General features: G+C 68.9%; 17 protein-coding genes. 6 read left to right on the top strand and 11 right to left on the bottom strand.

Features of this window, described 5'->3' with window-relative positions; all coding sequences use genetic code 11:
* The 4 genes from QZV72_RS12035 to QZV72_RS12020 form a co-directional block, all read right to left on the bottom strand.
* Positions 1-586, bottom strand: a 586-nt coding sequence (locus QZV72_RS12035; protein ID WP_297008794.1) for a 5-oxoprolinase subunit PxpA, incomplete at its 3' end; no start/stop codon positions are given.
* A gap of 348 nt (positions 587-934) precedes the next feature.
* Entirely contained in the window at positions 935-1573 is a 639-nt protein-coding gene (locus QZV72_RS12030) for a DUF3239 domain-containing protein (protein ID WP_297008793.1), read from the bottom strand.
* Positions 1574-1585: 12 nt separating this feature from the next.
* Entirely contained in the window at positions 1586-3232 is a 1647-nt protein-coding gene (locus QZV72_RS12025; RefSeq protein WP_297008791.1) for a DNA repair helicase XPB, read from the bottom strand.
* Positions 3233-3311: 79 nt separating this feature from the next.
* A complete protein-coding gene (locus tag QZV72_RS12020; RefSeq protein WP_297008790.1) occupies positions 3312-5693 on the bottom strand; it encodes a helicase-associated domain-containing protein in 2382 nt (793 codons plus the stop codon).
* Between the two features lie 101 nt (positions 5694-5794).
* Here QZV72_RS12020 and QZV72_RS12015 point away from each other — a divergent pair, with 101 nt between their 5' ends.
* Entirely contained in the window at positions 5795-5989 is a 195-nt protein-coding gene (locus QZV72_RS12015) for a hypothetical protein (RefSeq protein WP_297008788.1), read from the top strand.
* Between the two features lie 178 nt (positions 5990-6167).
* Here the strand turns inward: QZV72_RS12015 and QZV72_RS12010 are convergent, their stop codons facing one another.
* On the bottom strand, positions 6168-6770 hold the full coding sequence (locus QZV72_RS12010) for a resuscitation-promoting factor Rpf1 domain-containing protein (RefSeq protein WP_297008786.1): 603 nt from the start codon (positions 6768-6770) through the stop codon (positions 6168-6170).
* A gap of 467 nt (positions 6771-7237) precedes the next feature.
* On the opposite strand from QZV72_RS12010, the gene QZV72_RS12005 reads away from it, so the two are divergent.
* On the top strand, positions 7238-7627 hold the full coding sequence (locus QZV72_RS12005) for a cold-shock protein (RefSeq protein WP_297008784.1): 390 nt from the start codon (positions 7238-7240) through the stop codon (positions 7625-7627).
* A 116-nt stretch (positions 7628-7743) separates the two neighbouring features.
* Here QZV72_RS12005 and QZV72_RS12000 read toward each other — a convergent pair whose 3' ends face one another.
* From QZV72_RS12000 to QZV72_RS11990, 3 genes are read right to left on the bottom strand one after another with little or no spacing between them, the layout of a single operon-like run.
* Positions 7744-8313 carry a DUF2771 family protein gene (locus QZV72_RS12000; RefSeq protein ID WP_297008782.1) on the bottom strand — a complete coding sequence of 190 codons (570 nt, stop codon included), beginning with the start codon at positions 8311-8313 and terminating at the stop codon, positions 7744-7746.
* Between the two features lie 24 nt (positions 8314-8337).
* Positions 8338-9726: an MFS transporter gene (locus QZV72_RS11995; protein WP_297008781.1), complete on the bottom strand. Its 1389-nt coding sequence runs from the start codon at positions 9724-9726 to the stop codon at positions 8338-8340.
* Positions 9723-10610, bottom strand: a complete 888-nt coding sequence (locus tag QZV72_RS11990; protein ID WP_297008779.1) for a glutaminyl-peptide cyclotransferase — start codon at positions 10608-10610, stop codon at positions 9723-9725. The genes QZV72_RS11995 and QZV72_RS11990 overlap by 4 nt, the downstream gene beginning before the upstream one ends.
* Before the next feature lie 27 nt (positions 10611-10637).
* Here QZV72_RS11990 and QZV72_RS11985 point away from each other — a divergent pair, with 27 nt between their 5' ends.
* The 3 genes from QZV72_RS11985 to QZV72_RS11975 all read left to right on the top strand — a co-directional run bounded on the left by QZV72_RS11985 (position 10638) and on the right by QZV72_RS11975 (position 13897).
* A complete protein-coding gene (locus QZV72_RS11985) occupies positions 10638-11447 on the top strand; it encodes a DUF3027 domain-containing protein (RefSeq protein WP_297008778.1) in 810 nt (269 codons plus the stop codon).
* Between the two features lie 100 nt (positions 11448-11547).
* Positions 11548-13014, top strand: a complete 1467-nt coding sequence (locus tag QZV72_RS11980; protein WP_297008776.1) for an NCS2 family permease — start codon at positions 11548-11550, stop codon at positions 13012-13014.
* Between the two features lie 28 nt (positions 13015-13042).
* A complete protein-coding gene (locus tag QZV72_RS11975) occupies positions 13043-13897 on the top strand; it encodes an RNA methyltransferase (RefSeq protein WP_297008775.1) in 855 nt (284 codons plus the stop codon).
* A 402-nt stretch (positions 13898-14299) separates the two neighbouring features.
* Here the strand turns inward: QZV72_RS11975 and QZV72_RS11970 are convergent, their stop codons facing one another.
* The 3 genes from QZV72_RS11970 to serC all read right to left on the bottom strand — a co-directional run bounded on the left by QZV72_RS11970 (position 14300) and on the right by serC (position 17679).
* Complete coding sequence (locus QZV72_RS11970; protein ID WP_297008772.1) at positions 14300-15247, bottom strand: DUF6928 family protein; 948 nt, start codon at positions 15245-15247, stop codon at positions 14300-14302.
* A gap of 6 nt (positions 15248-15253) precedes the next feature.
* Complete coding sequence (gene sepH / locus QZV72_RS11965) at positions 15254-16396, bottom strand: septation protein SepH (protein WP_297008770.1); 1143 nt, start codon at positions 16394-16396, stop codon at positions 15254-15256.
* Between the two features lie 149 nt (positions 16397-16545).
* Positions 16546-17679, bottom strand: a complete 1134-nt coding sequence (serC, locus tag QZV72_RS11960) for a phosphoserine transaminase (RefSeq protein ID WP_297008768.1) — start codon at positions 17677-17679, stop codon at positions 16546-16548.
* Positions 17680-18028: 349 nt separating this feature from the next.
* Here serC and QZV72_RS11955 point away from each other — a divergent pair, with 349 nt between their 5' ends.
* A complete protein-coding gene (locus QZV72_RS11955) occupies positions 18029-19324 on the top strand; it encodes a citrate synthase (RefSeq protein WP_297008766.1) in 1296 nt (431 codons plus the stop codon).
* Positions 19325-19328: the final 4 nt, after the last annotated feature.

Below are 19328 nucleotides of genomic sequence, written 5' to 3'. Positions count from 1 at the left end.
GGGCGGCGACGAACTCCGGGTCGGGGACGACGGCGTTCGGCAGGGTACGGGAGACCAGGGTGCCGTCCGGGTTGTAGTTGCGGTCGGCGAAGGCCTCACGGATGACGCGCAGTCCCTTCTTCTCCGCGATGCCCACGGCGACGCCACCGGGGAGCAGCATGACCGGGATGTCCGAGGAGAAAGCGTGGATGCCGTCGATGACGGCGTGGGCCTGGGCCTCGTGGTGGACGATGGTGTTGTAGAGGGCGCCGTGGGGCTTCACGTAGCGGACCTCCGTGCCGTAGCGGTGGGCGAGCGCCTCCAGGGCCCCGATCTGGTAGAGGACCTCGTCGGCGAGACGCGCCGGATCGACCTCCATGTTGGTGCGGCCGAAGTTGGTGGGGTCGTTGTAGCCGATGTGGGCGCCGACGGCGACGCCCTTTTCGGCGGCGGCCCTGACGGTGTCGGCGATGGAGTGGGGGTCGCCGGCGTGGAAACCGGTGGCGACGTTGGCGCTGGTGACCAGCTGGATCATGGCGCGGTCGTCGGCGACGGCGACACCGTCGGTGGTTTCGCCGAGGTCGGCGTTGAGGTCGATGACGGTCATGGCGTGCCTCCTGGTGGTGCGCGGTGCTGTGCGGCGGCGTGCTGTGGGTTGCGCCACTGTCAGATTGTTGAACAATCCATACCCTAGTGCATCGGCGTGGGCTGCGCCACAGGTAGCGCGCCACAGATGGACCGCAGGATTCTGCGAGAGGTTCGGTCGCCGCGCAGCGATGCCCGCCTCCCGGAGGACGTCGGAAGTGTTACCAGGACGATCGTCTTGTTTACGGCAAAAGCCCAGGTCGCGAAAAATCTCACCGGGAAAACCTGGTAACACTTTCCGCGACCCGGACTTCGGTGGGGCGGGAGGGGCGGGTGGAACCCCTGTGACAGGAGCGTGAGCCGGCGGGACCTACAGCTCGATCAGCCGACGCTTCGACGCGGCGACCTCGTCGACGCGACCGACCAGTCCCTCCAGCTTCTTCCACTGCCGGTCGGAGACGGCGTTCTCGGCCGCGGCGATGACCGACCGGTCCTTCGTGGCCCAGGCCACCGGCATCGGGGAGATCTCCTCCCAGTGGTTCCGGTTGCGGGTCGTACGCATCCCGGTCACCGCCATCGACGGCACCTTCTCGCCGACGACCCGCCGGATCCCCGGCACAGAGGTCACGGTCCGCACGGCGAGCGCCGGCGTGGCCGGCTCACCGGTGCCGGGAACGGCGGTGTCGACCAGCGACAGCAGCACGACATCGCGCGGGTTGACCTTCGCCACGACCGTCGGCACCAGGTCGTACCGGTCGTAGTAGGACTGCGGGGAACCGAGCTGCTTCGGCATCACCGGCACCATGATGAAACACAGCAACGCCATGATGCCGGTCGCGACACCGATCACCACGGTCAGTCCCGACCCGATGATGACCAGCACCACGGTCGCCGCCAGGAACAGGAGCCCGAGGATCCCCGCGGACCACTGGAACCGCCTCGCGTCCCGGAAGAATTCGTTGTGGGTGCGGGCGAATGTCTCGTCCACGGTGAAGTTGAACTCGGTCACAAGAACAGCCCTCTACAGGTCGGTCGAATCGATGATGCGGTAGCCGTAGCCCTGCTCGGCGAGGAAACGCTGGCGGTGGGCGGCGTAGTCGGCGTCCAGTGTGTCACGGGTGACCACGGAGTAGAAATACGCCGCAGACCCGTCGGCCTTCGGCCGCAGGATCCTGCCGAGCCGCTGCGCCTCCTCCTGCCGTGACCCGAACGTCCCGGAGATCTGCACCGCCACGGACGCACCTGGCAGGTCGATGGAGAAGTTCGCGACCTTCGACACGACGAGGACCTCCAACTCGCCGGCACGGAAGGCGTCGAACAGTTCCTCGCGGCGCCGGTTCGGCGTCCTCCCGTCGATGACGGGGGCGCCGAGCTCCTCGCCGAGCTCCTCGAGCTGGTCGATGTATGCGCCGATGACGAGAGCAGGTTCTCCGGCGTGCTTCGCCAGGATCTTGCGCACCACCTCGGTCTTCACCGGCGAGCACGCCGCCAGCCGGTACTTCTCGTTCTGCTCTGCGGTGGCGTAGATCATCCGGTCGTTGTCGCCGAGCTGGACGCGCACCTCGGTGCAGTCGGCGGGGGCGATGAAGCCCTGCGCCTCGATGTCCTTCCACGGCGCGTCGTACCGCTTCGGGCCGATGAGGCTGAAGACGTCGTCCTCCCTCCCGTCCTCACGCACCAGCGTGGCTGTGAGTCCCAGGCGGCGCCGCGACTGCAGGTCACTGGTCATCCGGAACACCGGGGCGGGCAGCAGGTGCACCTCGTCGTAGATGATGAGGCCCCAGTCGCGGGAGTCGAACAGTTCCAGCGCGCGGAACACGCCCTTCGTCTTGCGGGTGACGACCTGGTAGGTGGCGATGGTGACCGGGCGGATCTCCTTACGCTCCCCGGAGTACTCGCCGATCTCGTCCTCGGTGAGGGTGGTGCGGCGGATCAGCTCGTCACGCCACTGGCGTCCTGCGACGGTGTTGGTGACGAGGATCAGCGTGGTCGTCTTCGACTTCGCCATCGCCGCGGCACCGACCATCGTCTTGCCCGCGCCGCAGGGCAGTACGACCACACCGGAGCCGCCGGACCAGAAGGACTCGGCCGCCATCTCCTGGTAGTCACGCAGCTCCCACTGCTCGTGCTCGGTGGACAGCTCGATGGGGTGCGCCTCGCCGTCGACGTAGCCGGCGAGGTCCTCGGCGGGCCAGCCGACCTTGATGAGCTCCTGTTTGATCCGACCGCGTTCGGAGGGGTGCACCACAACGGTGTCTGCGTCGATCTGCTCACCGAGCATCGGCCGGATCTTCTTGTGCCGCTGGATCTCGGCGAGCACCGCAGCGTCCGACGATTCCAGCACCAGGCCGTGCACCGGCGAGGTCGCCAGGGTGAGCCGCCCGTAGCGGTCCATGGTCTCGGCGATGTCGACGAGCAGCGGCTGAGGTACGGGGAAGCGTGAATAGGTCTCCAGGACGTGGACGACCTGCTCGGCGTCATGCCCGGCGGCGCGGGCGTTCCACAGCGCCAGCGGGGTGATGCGGTAGGTGTGGACATGCTCGGGGGCGCGCTCCAGTTCGGCGAACGGCGCCAGGGCGGTACGCGCCTCGGCGGCGGCCGGGTGGTCGATCTCGAGCAGGACGGTCTTGTCGGACTGGACGATCAGTGGTCCGTCACCGATGGGCACTGCGGACTCCTCATGAACGGGGTGTGGTGAACCGGTCCATTCTAGACCGGACTGCGCCGGACCGTTTCCGCGCCGTGTCTCACACCGGCGCGGCCACCCAGGCGATGCGGTGCGGTCGGATCCGCAGCGACGTCCCGTCCGTCTCAGTGACACCGACGATGGACACCGGGCTCATGGTCACCACTGAGATCCACTCCTGCACCGCCGACCCGTCGGCGTTGACGTAGCTGATCTCCACACGGGTGCCACGGTCGTAGGCCGAGCGCAGTGTCGTCATGATGCGGTGCGGTTCGCGCACCGTCTCCACGTCGGGGACGCCGCCCCCGCCACCCGGGTCGGCCGCATTCTCGCGCTCGGCGGCGGCCTGCCGGGTGCGACGCAGCACCTCGACCGTGCCGGCGAGCTGGTCCTCGACCTCCTCGCGGCTGACGGTGGGACGCTGCGGGTCCGGCACCAGTGACAGGGCGGGACCGTGGGCCGTCGCGGCGGCGTCCCCGTCGACCCCGACGGTGACGCCGGCGTCCTCCAGCAGGTCGACGACCCGGGAGAGCTGGGTGCGGGAGACCGCCACGGTCGGGGCAATGCGGCGGAGCGCCGCCTCGTGCACCTCCCCGTCGGACAGTGACGCCAGTGCGGTCAGGGCGGCGGTGAGCGTCGCCTCGTCAGGTGCGGTGAGGACGGTGGACGCGGTGCCGGCGGTCAGTGCGCCGCTGGACCGGAAGGCGTCGTCGATGAGGTAGTCGAGCCCCTGGGGGATCTCCGGGGCCATACCGGCGAGGAAACCCCGGACCCGGTCGGCGGTCTCACCGACCGCCGCGGCGCGCTTCAGTGACTCCGGTGAGATCCTCCAGACGCTCGCCATGCCGGTGGACTCCACGTCGGCGATGCACCGCAGCATCGCCTCGTCGTCGGGGGCGAGCAGGCCGGGGGCGAGGACGGTCAGGTCGGCCTGGACGATCAGCGTGTCGACCGGCGCGGGCAGGACGTCGGCCAGGGCGGTGGTCAGGGTGGTGGTCAGGGCGTCTGCGGGGGTACCGGCCGCGAGCGCCACCGCGGCACTGGTGGGTCGCCCGTCGGCGCGCAGCCCCAGGGACTCGGCCTCGGCGAGAACGCCGGCCAGGGCGTCGGTCGGGGTTCGGGCGGCGAGGGAGGGACGCAGCCGCCACAGCTGGACCGCGGCGTCCTGCGTGCCGTCGAGGACGGTGACCAGTTCCGCGGTGAGTCCGCGGAGCGCGGCGGTGGCCGGGTGGTCGAGGGATTCCTGGAGCAGGTGGGTGCCGGAGGTGGCAGCCTCCCACGGGGAGTGAGGGCTGGTGCACCACCCGGACAGCAGCAGTGCCCAACGGCGGGCGGTTCCGGCGGTGAGGAAGTCCGCGCCTCGGTCGGTGACACCCCAGACCTCGCCGTCGGGGCCGGCGGTGTCGACCTCGGGGGCGGGGACGGGCAGGCCGGCGCCGATGAGGTCGGCGTGGCGGCACAGCAGCAGTGTGCCCGTCACCTCGTCGATGGTGGCCCCGGTGGCCTTGGCGACCCTGGTGATCTCGCGGACCCCGACCCCGCCGCCGCCCAGCGGTCGCAGGGGTGCGGTGCCGAGCACGGTGAGCAGTTCGGTCACGCGGCGCAGGGTCTCCACCACCCGGGCCACCCCCGCACCGTCGGCGCGGTCGGTGGCGGGGACCGGCCGGGGTGCCGTGAAGTCACCGCCGGGTTCCGGGGCGATCCTCCCGGCGATGACGGCGCCGACGCGCGGCGACAGGCGGGCGGTCTCCGCTCCCACCCGGTCGAGCAGTCCGGCGGCGATCATGCGGGCCAGCGGACGGTCCGGGTCGTCGAGGGACGTCGAATGGCCGATCCCGCCGGCGGTGGCGAGTGTGTCGAGCAGGCGTCGGCGCCGCTCCGGCAGCTCAGCGAGGACGCCGGGTAGCTCTTCGGTGGGGACCGGGCAGCGGTAGCCGTCGATCAGGGCCCAGGACAGGTCGGTCGTGCCGGAGAAGAAGCTCTGCAGGTCGCCGGGGACCGCGACGGGGAAAGGGTCCGTGTCCCCGGCCGTGTCCCCGGCCGTGCCCCTGTCAGTGCCCCTGTCAGTGCCCCTGTCGGCGATCCCGTCGATGCGCAGTCCCGGCCCGTAGACCAGCCCCCGGTACGCCAGTGACCGCAGGACGCCGGGGATGTCGTCGCTGACCGGCCGGCGCACGGTCGGCGTTCCTGCGGTGTCGCAGAGCGAGGTGAGCGCATCGGAGAGGGAGGCCGCGTCCACCGGACGGTGTGCTGCGCCGGCGTGGACCAGGGCGTGGAGGACCGCCAGGGACCGGGCATCGAGCTGACGCAGCGCGGCGACGTCTGCGGTGCCGAGAGGTCGGCCGTGGAAGGCGCGCATACGCCACAGGAGATCGACGAGGGTGGCGTCGTCATGGGCGGTGAGCCAGTCACCGTAGGACGGGAACGGTGTGTTGTCGGGCATGATCCGGTCGATTTTACCCTCACCTCCTCCGGGGGTGGGCGCGGCAGGTTGTTCCGGCGTCAGGTATTGCGGTCCCGGTCAGGTGTGGAATGATGGGTCCTATGGCTGATGTTGAGAAGAAGCACTACGTTGATCCGGGCTGGCCGCAGGATGTCCCCGAGGGACATCACGCCGTCACTGAACTCGTCGCCGCGGACGCCGGCGCGCTGAGCCCCTACGGAGACCTGGAGTTCCCGGTCCCCGCCGAGACCCTGCACTACGTGCACCCGTTCACCGTGATCAACGGCGCGGAGTAGACCCACCGGCGCGTTCGGGTCGGCATTCCGGCCCCGGTCGGTACCGACATGCCGGTAACGCCGGCGGACGCCCCACGGAACTTGTGTTCCGTGGGGCGTCCGTGTGTTCTGCGGGCCGAGTGCCGGGGAAGTGACTCCCGGGCACCGCAGGTCGGGTACCGGTGTTTCCGGGAATGCCCTAGAACTTCAGGGCGGTGGCGGCGGCGTTGAAGCCGTCGAGTGCGGCGCTGTACCGGTCGTTGAGCGCGTTGCGGTTGGCGTTGTAGGCGTCGGTGACCTCCTTGGGGACGGCGACGCCGCGCGCTGCGGCCTCGTCGTTGAGCTGCTTCCAGACGGCGTCGATGGCGAGCACGTCGGAGGCGGCCTCGATCTGGGCGACCTGGGCGGGGGCAGCTGACGGGGAGGTGCGCTGCTCGGCGGCGGAGTTCAGTCCGAGCTGGGACGAGCAGGAGGGCCATGCGCCCCAGCCCTGACCGGCCAGGACGCGCTCGCCGACGACGATCTGCTCTTCACGGGAGGCCTGGTAGGCGTACGGGGCGAACTCCTGTCCGCCGTAGCCGTTCCAGGTGCTCGGGGAGAACTGGAGACCACCGTGGTAACCGTTGCCGGTGTTGATGGCCCAGTTTCCGCCGGCCTCACACTGCGCGAGGCGGTCCCAGTCGGAGTCCGGTGCGGCGGTGGCGGCGGGGGCGACCGCCGCGCCGAGGCCGGCGACGGTGATGCCGGCGATGGCGAGTCGCTTGGTGGAGGTCAGTCGGGTGCGGGTGTTGTGGCGTCCCATGATGCGGTTGCGTTCCTTCCGGCGCGGGGGCGTCGGTGTCCCGACGGGTCCCGCAGAGTCCGTTGATGTCTCTGGTCGTTCGTGCCAGCGGGGACGTCCCCGCGTGGTTCGATGGACAGCGTAACGGATTGGTCACGGTTTAGTCACGCTATCGGGGCGGTTCTCCCCGATCCCCGGGAGGATCGCCGCGTCTGCCTCCGGACCGTGACCGGAGCGTTCCCGGTTCGTCGCCGGGCCGTGACAGGAAAGAGCCGCTGCTCAGGTCATGCGTTACCGTTCTGAGCCCGAATCGTTATACGACCGTGATCTTTGGGGTGATGGACATACTGTGTCCTTCATCACACTCGATGCCGGTCGGGGGTACGGCGGGACTGTGGTGGCGGCTGTGACTGTTGATGTTGGGGTAATGTCGTCTCTTCCGCTGTCGAGAACCGGTGGCGGAACGGAACAGAAAGTATGGAGGACAGATGCCGACCGGCAAGGTGAAGTGGTTCGACGCCGACAAGGGCTTCGGATTCGTGTCCAACCCCGGCCACGACGACGTCCACGTGGGACGCCAGGTGCTTCCGGAGGGCGTCACTGAACTCGTCCCCGGACAGCGTGTCGAATACGATGTCGCGACCGGCCTGAGGGGCCGGGCCCCCGAGGCACTGCGTGTGACAGTTCTCGACCAGGGGCCGCGACGGGCCGCGCACAAGTACACCCCGGAGAAGCTGCACGGGCTGGTTCAGGACACCGTCTCACTGCTCGAGAACCGGGTCCAGCCGGTCCTGGAGTCGGGGCGCCGTCCCGGACGAAAGGAAGGGCGCCAGATCGCCGAGATCCTGCGGACCATCGCCCGCGAACTCGACGCCTGACCCCGGGCCTGACCCCGGGCCTGACCCCGCGCCTGATCCCGGGCCTGACCCCCGCCGGATCCCCGCCGGATCCCCGCCGGATCCCCGCCGGGGGTCAGTCCCGCCTGATCCCCGGGTCAGTCCCGCGGAGCGAGGGACCACACGGCGACCACCGGCTCCTCCTCGTCGCCGGAGCCGTCGATGAGGACACTCTGGATCTCTACCCCGATCAACCGCGGGTGACTGCCGTCCGCGGCGGTCTTGCCCGACGACCCCCCGACGGTGACCTCCTTCGCCTCATTGGCGGCGTAGGAGTTGCTGACGTTCGCCCCGTCATCCTCGTAGAACTGCAGCATCGTCCAGTCGTGGTCGTACACGTCGGAGGGGAGCCTGAGGGTGATCTCACCGTCGGCGGGCAGGGTGATCGCCGTGGGGGTGTCGTCTTCGGACCTCGCGTCCCCGTCGGCCCAGACGGCCCAGGGGGCGAGCTCGGTCTCCTCCCCGTCCGCCGACACCGCCGTGATCCGCAGGTCCTCCGGGTCGGTCCCGCCCCGGGAATCCAGGAACTTCTGCACACTCAGGACCACTCCGGCGACAACCGCCACCAGCACCACGATGCCCAGGAAGGTGAAGAGCTGCGTGCGCTGGGCGGCCCTGCGCCGCTGCTTCTTGGTGAGCTTCGGGTGGTCGGTGGACTCGTCCGACATGGGGACCTGCTTTCGCTACCGGGGTCAGGACCGTGACCGCGCCCGGCCGATGAGGGAACCCACACCGACGCCGCGTGACGCCGCGATCACATTGACGAAGAACACTGTACCGGTGGCCGCCAGCACGGCCATACCGACGGTGAGCTCGGTCGGCAGCAGCAGCCCCATCGTTCCGCCGAGCACCCACGACAGTTGCAGCATCGTCTCCGACAGTCCGAACGCGGACGCCTGCGCCGACGCGTCGAGCCCCGACTGGATCGTCGCATCCAGACACGATTTAGAGATCGCCGACCCCGACGACAGCAGAAGCGTGGCCACCGCCGCGGTCGGCACACCGTCGATCACCGCAGCCAGGACCACCGACGCCAGAGACACCACGCCGAGCACAATGACGGTGAACCGCGGCCGGGAGAACCGCACCCGGGATCCCACGGCGTTGCCGAGGAACGTGCCGACGCCACCGGCCGCGCCGACGACACCGAGCAGGGCGAGTTGTTCAGTGCCAGACAGAGTGTGGGAGGACTTCGCCACGAAGGCGACGTAGATCGTCATGAACCCGGTGCCGAGCCGCTGCATCGCGGTGCCCCACAGTGCAGTCCGGGTCGCGTCGGGAAAGCGCACCGACATCGACCGCCGCCACCGGCCCATCAACGAGGAGGAGGGCGCCGTCACCGTGGCAGTCTCTGTGGTGGTCGCTGTGGTGGTCGCTGTGGTGGCGCCGAGGTCCTCGGTCGGTGCGAAGGGGTCGGCGAAGACCTCGTCGCCGCTGCTCTCCGCGGCGTCCGGGATGAGACCGCAGAGATAGATGCCCACCAGGGCGCACACCAGCAGCAGCCACAGCGACTCCTTCGGGGAGAAGACGAAGGCCACCGCGGCGGCGACGGCGCCGACCAGCATCGACCCGCCTATGTGCCCGGTGATCATGAGACGGGCGTTGGCCCGCACCAGGTCGAGATTCTCCGGGGCGAGGCGCGGCGTCACCGAGGACTTCAGCACTCCGTAGGACTTCGACAGCACCAGCATCCCGAGTGCCGCAGGGTAGAGCAGCCAGGAATCGAAGTTCTGCAGCAGGACCGTCGCGAGGACCACCCGGCCGGCGAAGGTCAGTGACATCGCGAGGCGGCGTCCGGTGCGGATTCTGTCGAGCAGCGGGCCGATCACCGGGGCCAACACCGCGAACGGAGCGATGGTCACCAGCAGGTAGGCGGCGACAGAACCCCTCGACTCACCGGTCGTCGCCGAGAAGAAGAGGGTTCCGGCCAAAGAGACGGCGAGCACGGCGTCCACCGCGAAGTTCGCGATGGTGGCGTACATCAGGGCGGTCAGCCCGGACTCGCGGGCGCCGTCGGCGCCGAGCATGCCGTAGACCTTGGCGGTGAGGCGGTGTGCGCGCCCGGGGCGGTCGGTGCTCACCGCACCGTCACCTCGTAGACGGTGTCCCACAGCTTGCCGGTGATGAGGAACCGGTCGGAGGTGCCGGGGACCTTCGCAATGCCGTTGAGGACGTCCGCCCCGGGCCTGTCCCGGGCCGGCAGGTCCAGGTCGGTGGTGTCGAGGACGCCGGTGACCGCACCGGTCGCGGGGTTGATCCGCAGGATACGGTCGTCCCGCCAGATGTTCGCCCACACCGATCCGTCGGAGCAGTCCAGCTCATTGAGTTCGTCGACGGACGTGCCGTCGAGGGTGACGTCCACGTCACCTGTCACGGCGAATGTCGAGGGGTCGCGGAAGGTCAACCGGCCCGAGCCGTCGGACATGACGAGACGCTCACCGTTGGAGCACAGTCCCCAGCCCTCTCCCTCGTAGGACGCCTCGCCGGTCTGTTCCAGCGTCGCGGCGTCCCGCTGCACGGCCACGCCGTTCTTCCAGGTCAGCTGCCAGATACGGTCGCCGTGGCGGGTCGACCCCTCGCCGAAGTACCGCGGGTCGAGGTCGACGGACACGGTCGCTGCGCCGGCGGAGGCGTCGGTCAGCGGTGTCCGGTACATCCGTGATCGGCCCTCCAGCCCGGTGGAGACCAGGAGGTCCCCCTCGGGCATGATCTCCAGGCCCTGGATGAAGGACGTCGGGTCCGAGGGGTACTGCGCGACGACCTCCGCACGGAGGGACGCCACGTCCCCGGTGTTCCCACCGTCCCCGCCGCTGCCCCCGTCACCGGAGCCGCAGCCGGCGAGCACCAGCGCGGGAAGACAGGACGCGCACAGTACCGCGGACAGGGACCGCGCCCTGCGGCGTGCTCCGTGGTGGCGTGCACGGCGCGGAAAAGAGGGGCGTGAACTGGACGGGTACAGGACCATGGGGCCCATGCTGCCATAATGGGTTGCGTGAGTAGGCGAGGACAGCAGGGACAAGGGGGACGCGGCGGGCGCGGCGGGCGTGACGGACGCGGCGGGCAGAGCGGACAGGGCCGAGGCGACGGGGTGCGGCGGGGACGCGGCGTCCTGCTGTCGGCGCAGGGGATCAGCACCGCGCGGGAAGCCGTCCTCGATGTCGCCGGTCCCGACGGCGTCGGTGAGCACCTCGGTGGATCGGCGACCAGTCCGGAGACCGCGGTCCACCGGTTCGCCTGCAGGGAGCGCGGCTACCGCGGCTGGGAATGGATCGCCGTCATCGCCTGTCCACCGGGCGCGGACTACGTCACCGTCAACGAGGTCGCGCTCCACGCCGGCGACCGGGCACTGTCCGCGCCGGCCTGGGTGCCCTACGAGGACCGGGTACGTCCCGGTGACCTGCAACCTGGTGACCACCTGCCGCTGAAGGCCGATGATTCGCGCGTCGTCGACGAGGACGATCTGGCCGACGATGACGGGGTGCGCCGCAACCCCGGCACACTGCGGGTTCTCTCCCACGCCGGGTGGGATGCCGCGGTCCGCCGCTGGACCACCGGTGACACCGGTCCGGACTCCGAGTTCGCGCGCCGGGCGGAGCGGAAGTGTGCCACCTGTGCGTTCTGGCTCCCGCTGCAGCGTCGGCTGCGGGCCGAGGTGGGGGTGTGCGCCAACGAGTTCGCCGCCGACGGCCGGGTCGTCGCCGCGGAGTACGGCTGCGGTGCGCACTCGGACACTCCACGTGATGACGGTGAGGGGGCCGTCACGCACAGCGCCTGGGACGACGGCGGCCCCGAGCGGTACTGAGGCCCCGGCCCGGGAACGGCGGTTCCGTTTGCCCCGGGTGCGGACAGGGGAGAAACTTGGACGTCTGTGACGTTTCCCCGAGTTGAAAGCTGGTTTCCCCATGGCAACAACGACTGAGCCCGCCGGGTCCTCCGGTCCAGGTCAGAAGGACGGGTCGTTCCTCGACCGCTACTTCCACATCACCGAGCGGGGGTCGACCGTCGGCACCGAGATCCGGGGTGGTGTGGTCACGTTCTTCGCGATGGCCTACATCATCCTGCTGAACCCGCTGATCATCGGCACCGTCGCCGACCACACCGGGGCAGAGCTCGGAGTCTCCGCCGTCGCCGCGGTCACCTCCTTCGCCGCCGGGGTGATGACCATCGCCTTCGGCATCTTCGCGAAGTACCCCTTCGGCATTGCCGCCGGCCTGGGCATCAACACCCTGGTGGCCGTCACCTTCGTCACCACCGAGGGGCTGACCTGGCCGGAGGCGATGGGACTGGTCGTCATCGACGGCATCATCATCGTGCTGCTCGCCGTGTCCGGATTCCGTGAGGCGGTGTTCCACGCGATCCCGGCGTCCCTCAAGTCGGCGATCACCGTCGGTATCGGCCTGTTCATCGCCTTCGTCGGGGTGGTGGACTCCGGTTTCGTCACCCGCAACACCGATGACATGAACACCACCGTCCCGGTGAGTTTCGGCGTCTCCGGCTCCATCGTCAGCTGGTCCGGTGTGGTCTTCGTCGTCGGCCTGGTCACCTGTGGCGTACTCGCCGCCCGGAAGGTCCGCGGCGGGTTGTTCATCGGTATCGTCACCACCACCGTCTTCGCCGTCATCGTGCAGGCCGTCGCCGGTGACGACCACCCGGACTCCACCGCCTGGCACATGGCCACCCCGGAGATCCCCGACTCCTTCGGCGGAATGCCGGACCTCGGTCTGCTCGGGGAGGTGGACCTCATCGGTGCCTTCACCCGCATCGGCTTCCTGTCGGCCTGCCTGCTGATCTTCACCCTGGTGCTGTCGAACTTCTTCGACGCCATGGGCACCATGACCGGTCTGGGCAAGCAGGCGAATCTCGTGGACGAGAACGGGGTTCTCCCGGACATGCGCACCGCCCTCATCGTCGAGGGTGCCGGCGCGATCGTCGGTGGTGCGGCGTCGGCGTCCTCCAACACCGTCTTCGTCGACTCCGCCGCCGGTATCGGCGACGGTGCACGCACCGGGCTGGCGAACGTCGTCACCGGCCTCATCTTCATCGCCGCGATGTTCCTCACCCCGCTCTACGAGGTCGTGCCGATCGAGGCGGCAGCCCCGGTACTCGTCATCGTCGGTGCGATGATGATGGCGCAGATCAAGGACATCGACTTCGCTGACCTCACCGTCGGTCTGCCGGCCTTCCTCACCATCGTCATGATGCCGTTCAGCTACTCCATCGCCAACGGCATCGGCATCGGCTTCGTGGCCTACGTGGTCATCCAGCTCGGTGTCGGCAACTGGCGGCGGATCCACCCGCTGATGTACCTCGTGGCGGTTCTCTTCGCCGTGTACTTCGGCATCGACCCGATCAAGGACGCTCTGGGCTGATCCCGTGCCCCTGAGTAGTCTGATCGGGGTGACTTCCCCGATCAGCATCACCGACCCCACCGACCCGCGCCTCGACGACATCCGGGACCTGAACTCCTCGGACCGGCGCCCCGACCTGCCCGGGGGGAAAGGACTGGTCATAGCCGAGGGCAACCTGGTGGTGCCCCGGCTCGCGGCGTCGCGGTTCCCGGTGCGTTGCGTGGTCGGGTTTGCCCGGCGACTCGCCGAACTGGAGGACGTCGCGGCCGCCGACCCGGCTGTCGCGGCAGGGCTGGCGGGGGTGCCGGTCTACGAGGTGGAGCGTGGGACGTTGGCGCAGGTCGCGGGATTCGACATGCACCGGGGTCTGGTCGCCGCCGCCGACCGGGTCGCTGGACCGACGGTCACCGAGGTGCTCGACGGGTTGGAGACGGAGCACCCGGGCAACCGCGTCATCGGCGTTCTCGAGGGTGTGGGGGACCACGAGAACATCGGCGCACTGTTCCGCAATGCCGCGGGACTGGGCGTTGGCGCGGTCCTGTTGGGCGCGGGATGCGCCGACCCGCTGTACCGCCGGGTGGTGCGGGTGTCGATGGGTCACGTGCTGCGCGTGCCCTTCGCCCACGTCCCCGGAAAACCGACGACCTGGCAGCGGGGCCTGGCTGATCTGCAGGAGCGCGGGTACCGTGTCGTCGCGATGACACCGAACACGGACACCACCCTGGCGGACGCGGTGCGCGGTGCAGACAAGGTCGCTGTGATGGTCGGGGCGGAAGGGCCCGGCCTCACCGAGCACGCGATGCGGGCAGCGGACGTTCGGGCGAAGATCCCCATGTCACCGGGCACCGACTCACTGAATGTCGCGACCTCGGCGGCGGTGGGGTTCTACGCCGCCCGGTACTAGCCCCGGTACCGTCAAGTGCGGTATCGGTGCGTAGGTCGTGCGATGCTTCGGCGATGGTGCGCCCGGTGTCGATGACCAGGCGGGCGGCCTCGTGCTTGTACTCGGGGCTGAAGGTCCACTGCGGTCGCTTGCCGCCACTGGCCCTGCTGGTTCCGCCCTGCTGGTTCCGGGGAGTTGTCGGTCACGGTGACATCCTCTCGTGCGGGGCGGGTCCCGCTGCATCGGGTGTCCACTCAACGAGGGTAGGGCCAGCAGCCACTGGAGGCCGACCTGCGTAAGTGGGTGCGGGTGTGGAACGAGGATCCCCAGCCGTTCGTGTGGACGAAAACGGCTGATGAGATCCTCGAGTGAGATCCTCGAGTCCATCGGCAGGTTACTGCAGCGAACCAACGACGCGGGACGCTAGCGTCCGGTGTTGCGGGCTCGGCGGCGGACCTCGTCGCCGATCCGGTGCATACCCGTGCGGATCCACCCCACACCGGTGCGCAGTCCACGGCCGACGGACACCGCCGCGCCCTTGACCAGTTCGCCGGTGGAGCGGGACTCGTCCTGGTTCACCGGGCGGTCGGCGTAGTCGTCGTAGGCGGCGTCTGCATCACCGGGCGCGTCACCGTCCTCCCCGCTGCGCAGGGGGGTGGCGTCGGGCATGGCGGTGACGCTGACCTGTCGCCGGGTGGCGGGGGCGTCCGGATGCCCACCGCGCATCTCCGGGCGACCGTCGACGGCGAAAGCTGCGACGGGGATGTCGATCTCGTCGGAGACCCGGAACCCCAGCCAGTGGGCGATGGCGGCGGCGGCCATTTCCGAGGGACGGAACGGAAGCTCGATGCCGCGGGCCTGCGGGGCCTCCGACTCCCCGGCCCAGAAGGCCGCCTCATCGGGCAGCGGGACGCCGGTGTCCTCGATGATGCGTTCCCTCGTGGCGTAGAAGCACCGGGTCATCCGCCCGCCGATCCAGTGGGCGAAGCCGCCGAGCCCGTCACGGTTCGTCGGGGTGTGCACGGTGACCAGCAGATCCGCAGTGGGGATCATCGAGGTCAGGGTGCTGAACGGCTCGGTGAGGGTGGTGAGCCCGGACAGGGACCAGCCGACGGGCACGTCGGGGAGCACGGTCTGGACGACGGTGAGACCACGGTAGCCGCCGATGTAGAACTCGCCCTCGCCGGGCGGGGCGGACCGGTTCATGTCGAAATCGCCGATGTGGGTCAACGGCCAGGCCGGATTGAGCTGGGCCAGGAGCTTACGGGCGTACCCCCGGTCAGCCTGTGGCTCGGCGACGAGGACGCCGCGCGGGTCGGCGGCGGTGATGAACCAGAGGGTCACCACCTGCTGGTGGGGGTGGTCGGTCATTTCCCGCTACTTCTTCTTGCGCGGTGAGGTGCGGACACCGAGAAGGACATCCTCCCAGTGCGGGGTACTGGAGTTCCGCCGACGTTTTGCCGGGTGGGACCGCTGGTCAGGGTTCGACTCCCCGAACAGGTCGACGGCGGGGGCGATGGACTGATCCTCGTCGTCGCGGTCCGCGGGGACATCCTCCGGTGCATCGCCCCTGAGGCTGTCCCTGTGGCTGTCCCTGTGGTTGTCCCCGGGGCCGTCCCCGCGGTCACCGGTGGCGTCCTCCCCGGGCACGGATGCGGAGACGCTGCGCACCGGCCGGTTGAAGCGGGGGTCGACGAGGTCGGTGGCCACCGAGTTGACCGGCTCCACCGTCGTCGGGCCGGCGCCGGGATGGGCCACCGGGACCCACCGGAACTCGGCGACGAACTCGGTCGCGCCACGGCGGTTGCCGCGGGTCCAGGTCACCGTGACGATCCAGTCATCGGAGGAGTCCATGGCGGCGTCCCAGGTCGCGGCACGGACATCCTCCTGCCGGGCGGCGTAGGCGGTGGCGAGCGACTCCCACAGGGTGTGCTCGGCGGGACCGTCGGAGAGCACCGGATAGGCCTGCCGGGCCAACTCCGCGATACGACGGCGCTCCATGTCGATAGGGTGCGCGTACGGCAGTATGCGGGACTCCGGGGCACCGGTCTCCGCGACGAGCTCCGCGACGGTCGCACCGTGACGCAGCCGCTTCTGGATCTCGCGGGGACGCAGTTTCACCCTGGGGCGGGGTTCCTCGGCCGCATGTTCGACCGCGGTGACGGTCAGCTGCGGGGCGGACGCGGAATCCGCGGAAGCGGGATCCCCGGTCGCGCCGGTGCCGGGTGCCGGGCTCCCGGCACCGGCGCCGGGAACTCCAGTGGCGGCCGTAGGATCCCCAGTCTCACCGGCTTCCTCGGCGGCCAGCTCCTGCGCGGCGGTGACATGGTCCCGCAACACACCGGTGACCGGGATCCGGTAGAGCCGGCCGCTGCCCGGATCACGCAGGACCAGGGAGGCTGCGTCACTGTCGTCGGGGACGAACTCCAGTTCCTGCATCAGTGCCTCCGTGTGCGTGGTCTGTTCCGTTGCCGGTTCGTGGCCGTGTGGTGCGTACTCGTTGACGACTGTAGCGCACACCTGCACCTATGTGGGGGAGGACGGCGCGGCAGTGGCGCCGACGGTGCCGCGCCCTACCTGTCGGCGACGCCCGCGCCCTACTTGTCGGCGACGCCCGCGCCCTACCTGTCGGCGACGCCCGCGCCCTACCTGTCGGCGACGCCCGCGCCCTACCTGTCGGCGACGCCCGCGTCGAGGATGTAGTCGATCGCCTGGGTCAGGGTGCGGATGTCCTCCGGCTCGATGGCCGGGAACATACCGATGCGCAGCTGGTTCCGGCCCAGCTTGCGGTACGGCTCGGTGTCGAGCACACCATTGTTCCGCAGGGTCTTGGCGATAACGTCGGCGTCAACGGAATCATTGAAGTCGATGGTTCCGACGACCAGGGAACGGGACGCGGGATCGGCGACGAACGGGGTCGCCTCGGCGCGACCCTCGGCCCAGCTGTAGAGGATCGAGGAGGACTCGGTGGTGCGGGCGACCATCCCGTCGAGGCCACCGTTGGCGTTCATCCACTGGATCTGGTTGTCCATCATCAGCAGGGTCGCGACGGCCGGGGTGTTGTAGGTCTGGTTCTTGCGGGAGTTGTCCACCGCGGTCTTGAGATCCAGGAACGCCGGGATGTAGCGGTCGGTGGCCTTGATCTCCTCGACACGCTCCAGGGCTGCGGGGGAGAAGGCGGCGAACCACAGGCCACCGTCCGAGGCGAAGCACTTCTGCGGGGAGAAGTAGTAGACGTCGGTCTCTGTGATGTCGACGGGCAGCCCGCCGGCGCCGGAGGTGGCGTCCACCGCGACGAGGGCGTCGGTGGCGGGACGTTTGACGGTGACCATCGCACCGGTGGACGTCTCATTGTGGGCCCAACCGACCAGGTCGGCGTCCGCCCCGTCGAGCTCGGAGGCCGCCGGTGCGGTGCCGGGCTCGAAAGCGTGGATGTCCGGCTCGGACAACCACGGGGCCTTCTTGGAGACGGTGGCGAACTTGCCGGAAAACTCACCGTAGGTCAGGTGGGCGGACTTCTCGCGGATCAGGCCGAAGGATGCGGCGTCCCAGAACGCCGTCGCGCCACCGAGGGAGGTGATGATCTCGTAACCCTCCGGCAGGTTGAACAGCTGGGCGAGCCCCTCGCGGACCGAGCCGACGACGTTCTTCACCGCAGGCTGGCGGTGCGAGGTGCCGATGACGTCGGTACCACCGGCGACGATCGCTTCGATCTGGGCCGGGCGGACCTTGGAGGGGCCGCAGCCGAATCGGCCGTCGGAGGGGATGAGATTCTCGGGGAGGGTCAGGAACTGATCGCTCATGGTGAGGTGCTGTCCGCTTTCTTGTCGTCGTCCCCCGGGTCGTGGTGATCCCGGGGTGTGCCACCGACCAGCCTAACCTGTACCGTGCAGCACGGGAACAGGCGGGAGGACAGAGACGGCGTAACTCTCACGCGGGGTAGGGGACTGGGGGTACCCGTGCAACGTACAATCGGGTACCGGCGTGTTGCCTGCCCCCGTAATTCTGTACAGTGTGTTCTATCCCACGGCTGTCCGCGGTCCGGTGTCACCGGCCGTGAGCCCTGTGACGGGCCGTCACCCGCGGTGATGATGGGACTGTGGACGTAACCGAGAACTACCGAGAACTTCAGATACATCGAAAGGGATGTCAATGGCTTCCGAGAACCAGGACAAGGCCGTTCTCCACTACCCCGGTGGCGAGTACGAGATGCCGATCGTGAAGGCGACCGAAGGAAACTCGGGGTTCGCCCTGGGGAAGCTCCTCGCTGAAACCGGTCTGACCACCTTCGACCCGGGTTACGTGAGCACCGGATCCACCAAGTCCGAGATCACCTACATCGACGGTGCGAACGGTATCCTGCGTTACCGTGGCTACGACATTGCCGACCTGGCCCACAACGCCTCCTTCAACGAGGTCAGCTACCTGCTGATCAACGGCGAACTGCCGAATGACGCGCAGCTCGAGGACTTCAACCACAACATCCGCAAGCACACGCTGCTGGATGAGGATTTCAAGAGCCAGTTCAAGATCTTCCCGCGCAACGCCCACCCGATGAACGTTCTGGCGTCCTCGGTGAACATCCTCGCCACCTACTACGAGGACCAGCTTGACCCGCTGAACAAGGACTTCCAGCTCAAGAACACCTACCGCCTGATGGCGAAGGTCCCGATGCTGGCCGCGTACGCCTACCGCGCGTCCAAGGGTAAGCCCTACATGTACCCGGACAACAAGCTCAACGCGCGGGAGAACTTCCTGCGGAACATGTTCGGTTACCCGACCGAGGACTACGAGATCGACCCGATCGTCGCCAAGGCCCTCGACAAGCTGCTCATCCTGCACGCCGACCACGAGCAGAACTGCTCCACCTCCACGGTGCGCATGGTCGCGTCCTCGCAGGCGAACATCTACGCCTCCATCGCCGCCGGCGTCAACGCCCTGTCCGGCCCGCTGCACGGCGGCGCCAACCAGGCGGTCCTGGAGATGCTCCAGGACATCCACGAGAACGGTGACGACGCCACCGAGTTCATGAACCGTGTGAAGAACAAGGAGCCGGGCGTCAAGCTCATGGGCTTCGGCCACCGCGTGTACCGCAACTACGATCCGCGTGCGGCCATCGTCAAGGAGTCCGCACACGAGATCCTCGAACACCTCGGTGGCGACAACCTCCTCGACCTTGCCATGAACCTGGAGCAGATCGCCCTCAACGACGACTACTTCATCAGCCGCAAGCTGTACCCGAACGTGGACTTCTACACCGGCCTCATCTACCGCGCCATGGGCTTCTCCGAGGACTTCTTCACCGTCCTGTTCGCCATGGGCCGTCTCCCCGGCTGGATCGCCCACTACATGGAGCAGGTCAACGACCCGACCGCCAAGATCAACCGGCCGCGTCAGATCTACACCGGAAAGTCCCTCCGCACGGTCACCCCGCGTTCCGAGCGCTAGCGAC

Origin of the sequence: uncultured Corynebacterium sp. (genome assembly GCF_902782855.1) — a bacterium.
Lineage (GTDB): Bacteria > Actinomycetota > Actinomycetes > Mycobacteriales > Mycobacteriaceae > Corynebacterium.
This window is presented reverse-complemented; position numbering and strand designations above follow the sequence as displayed.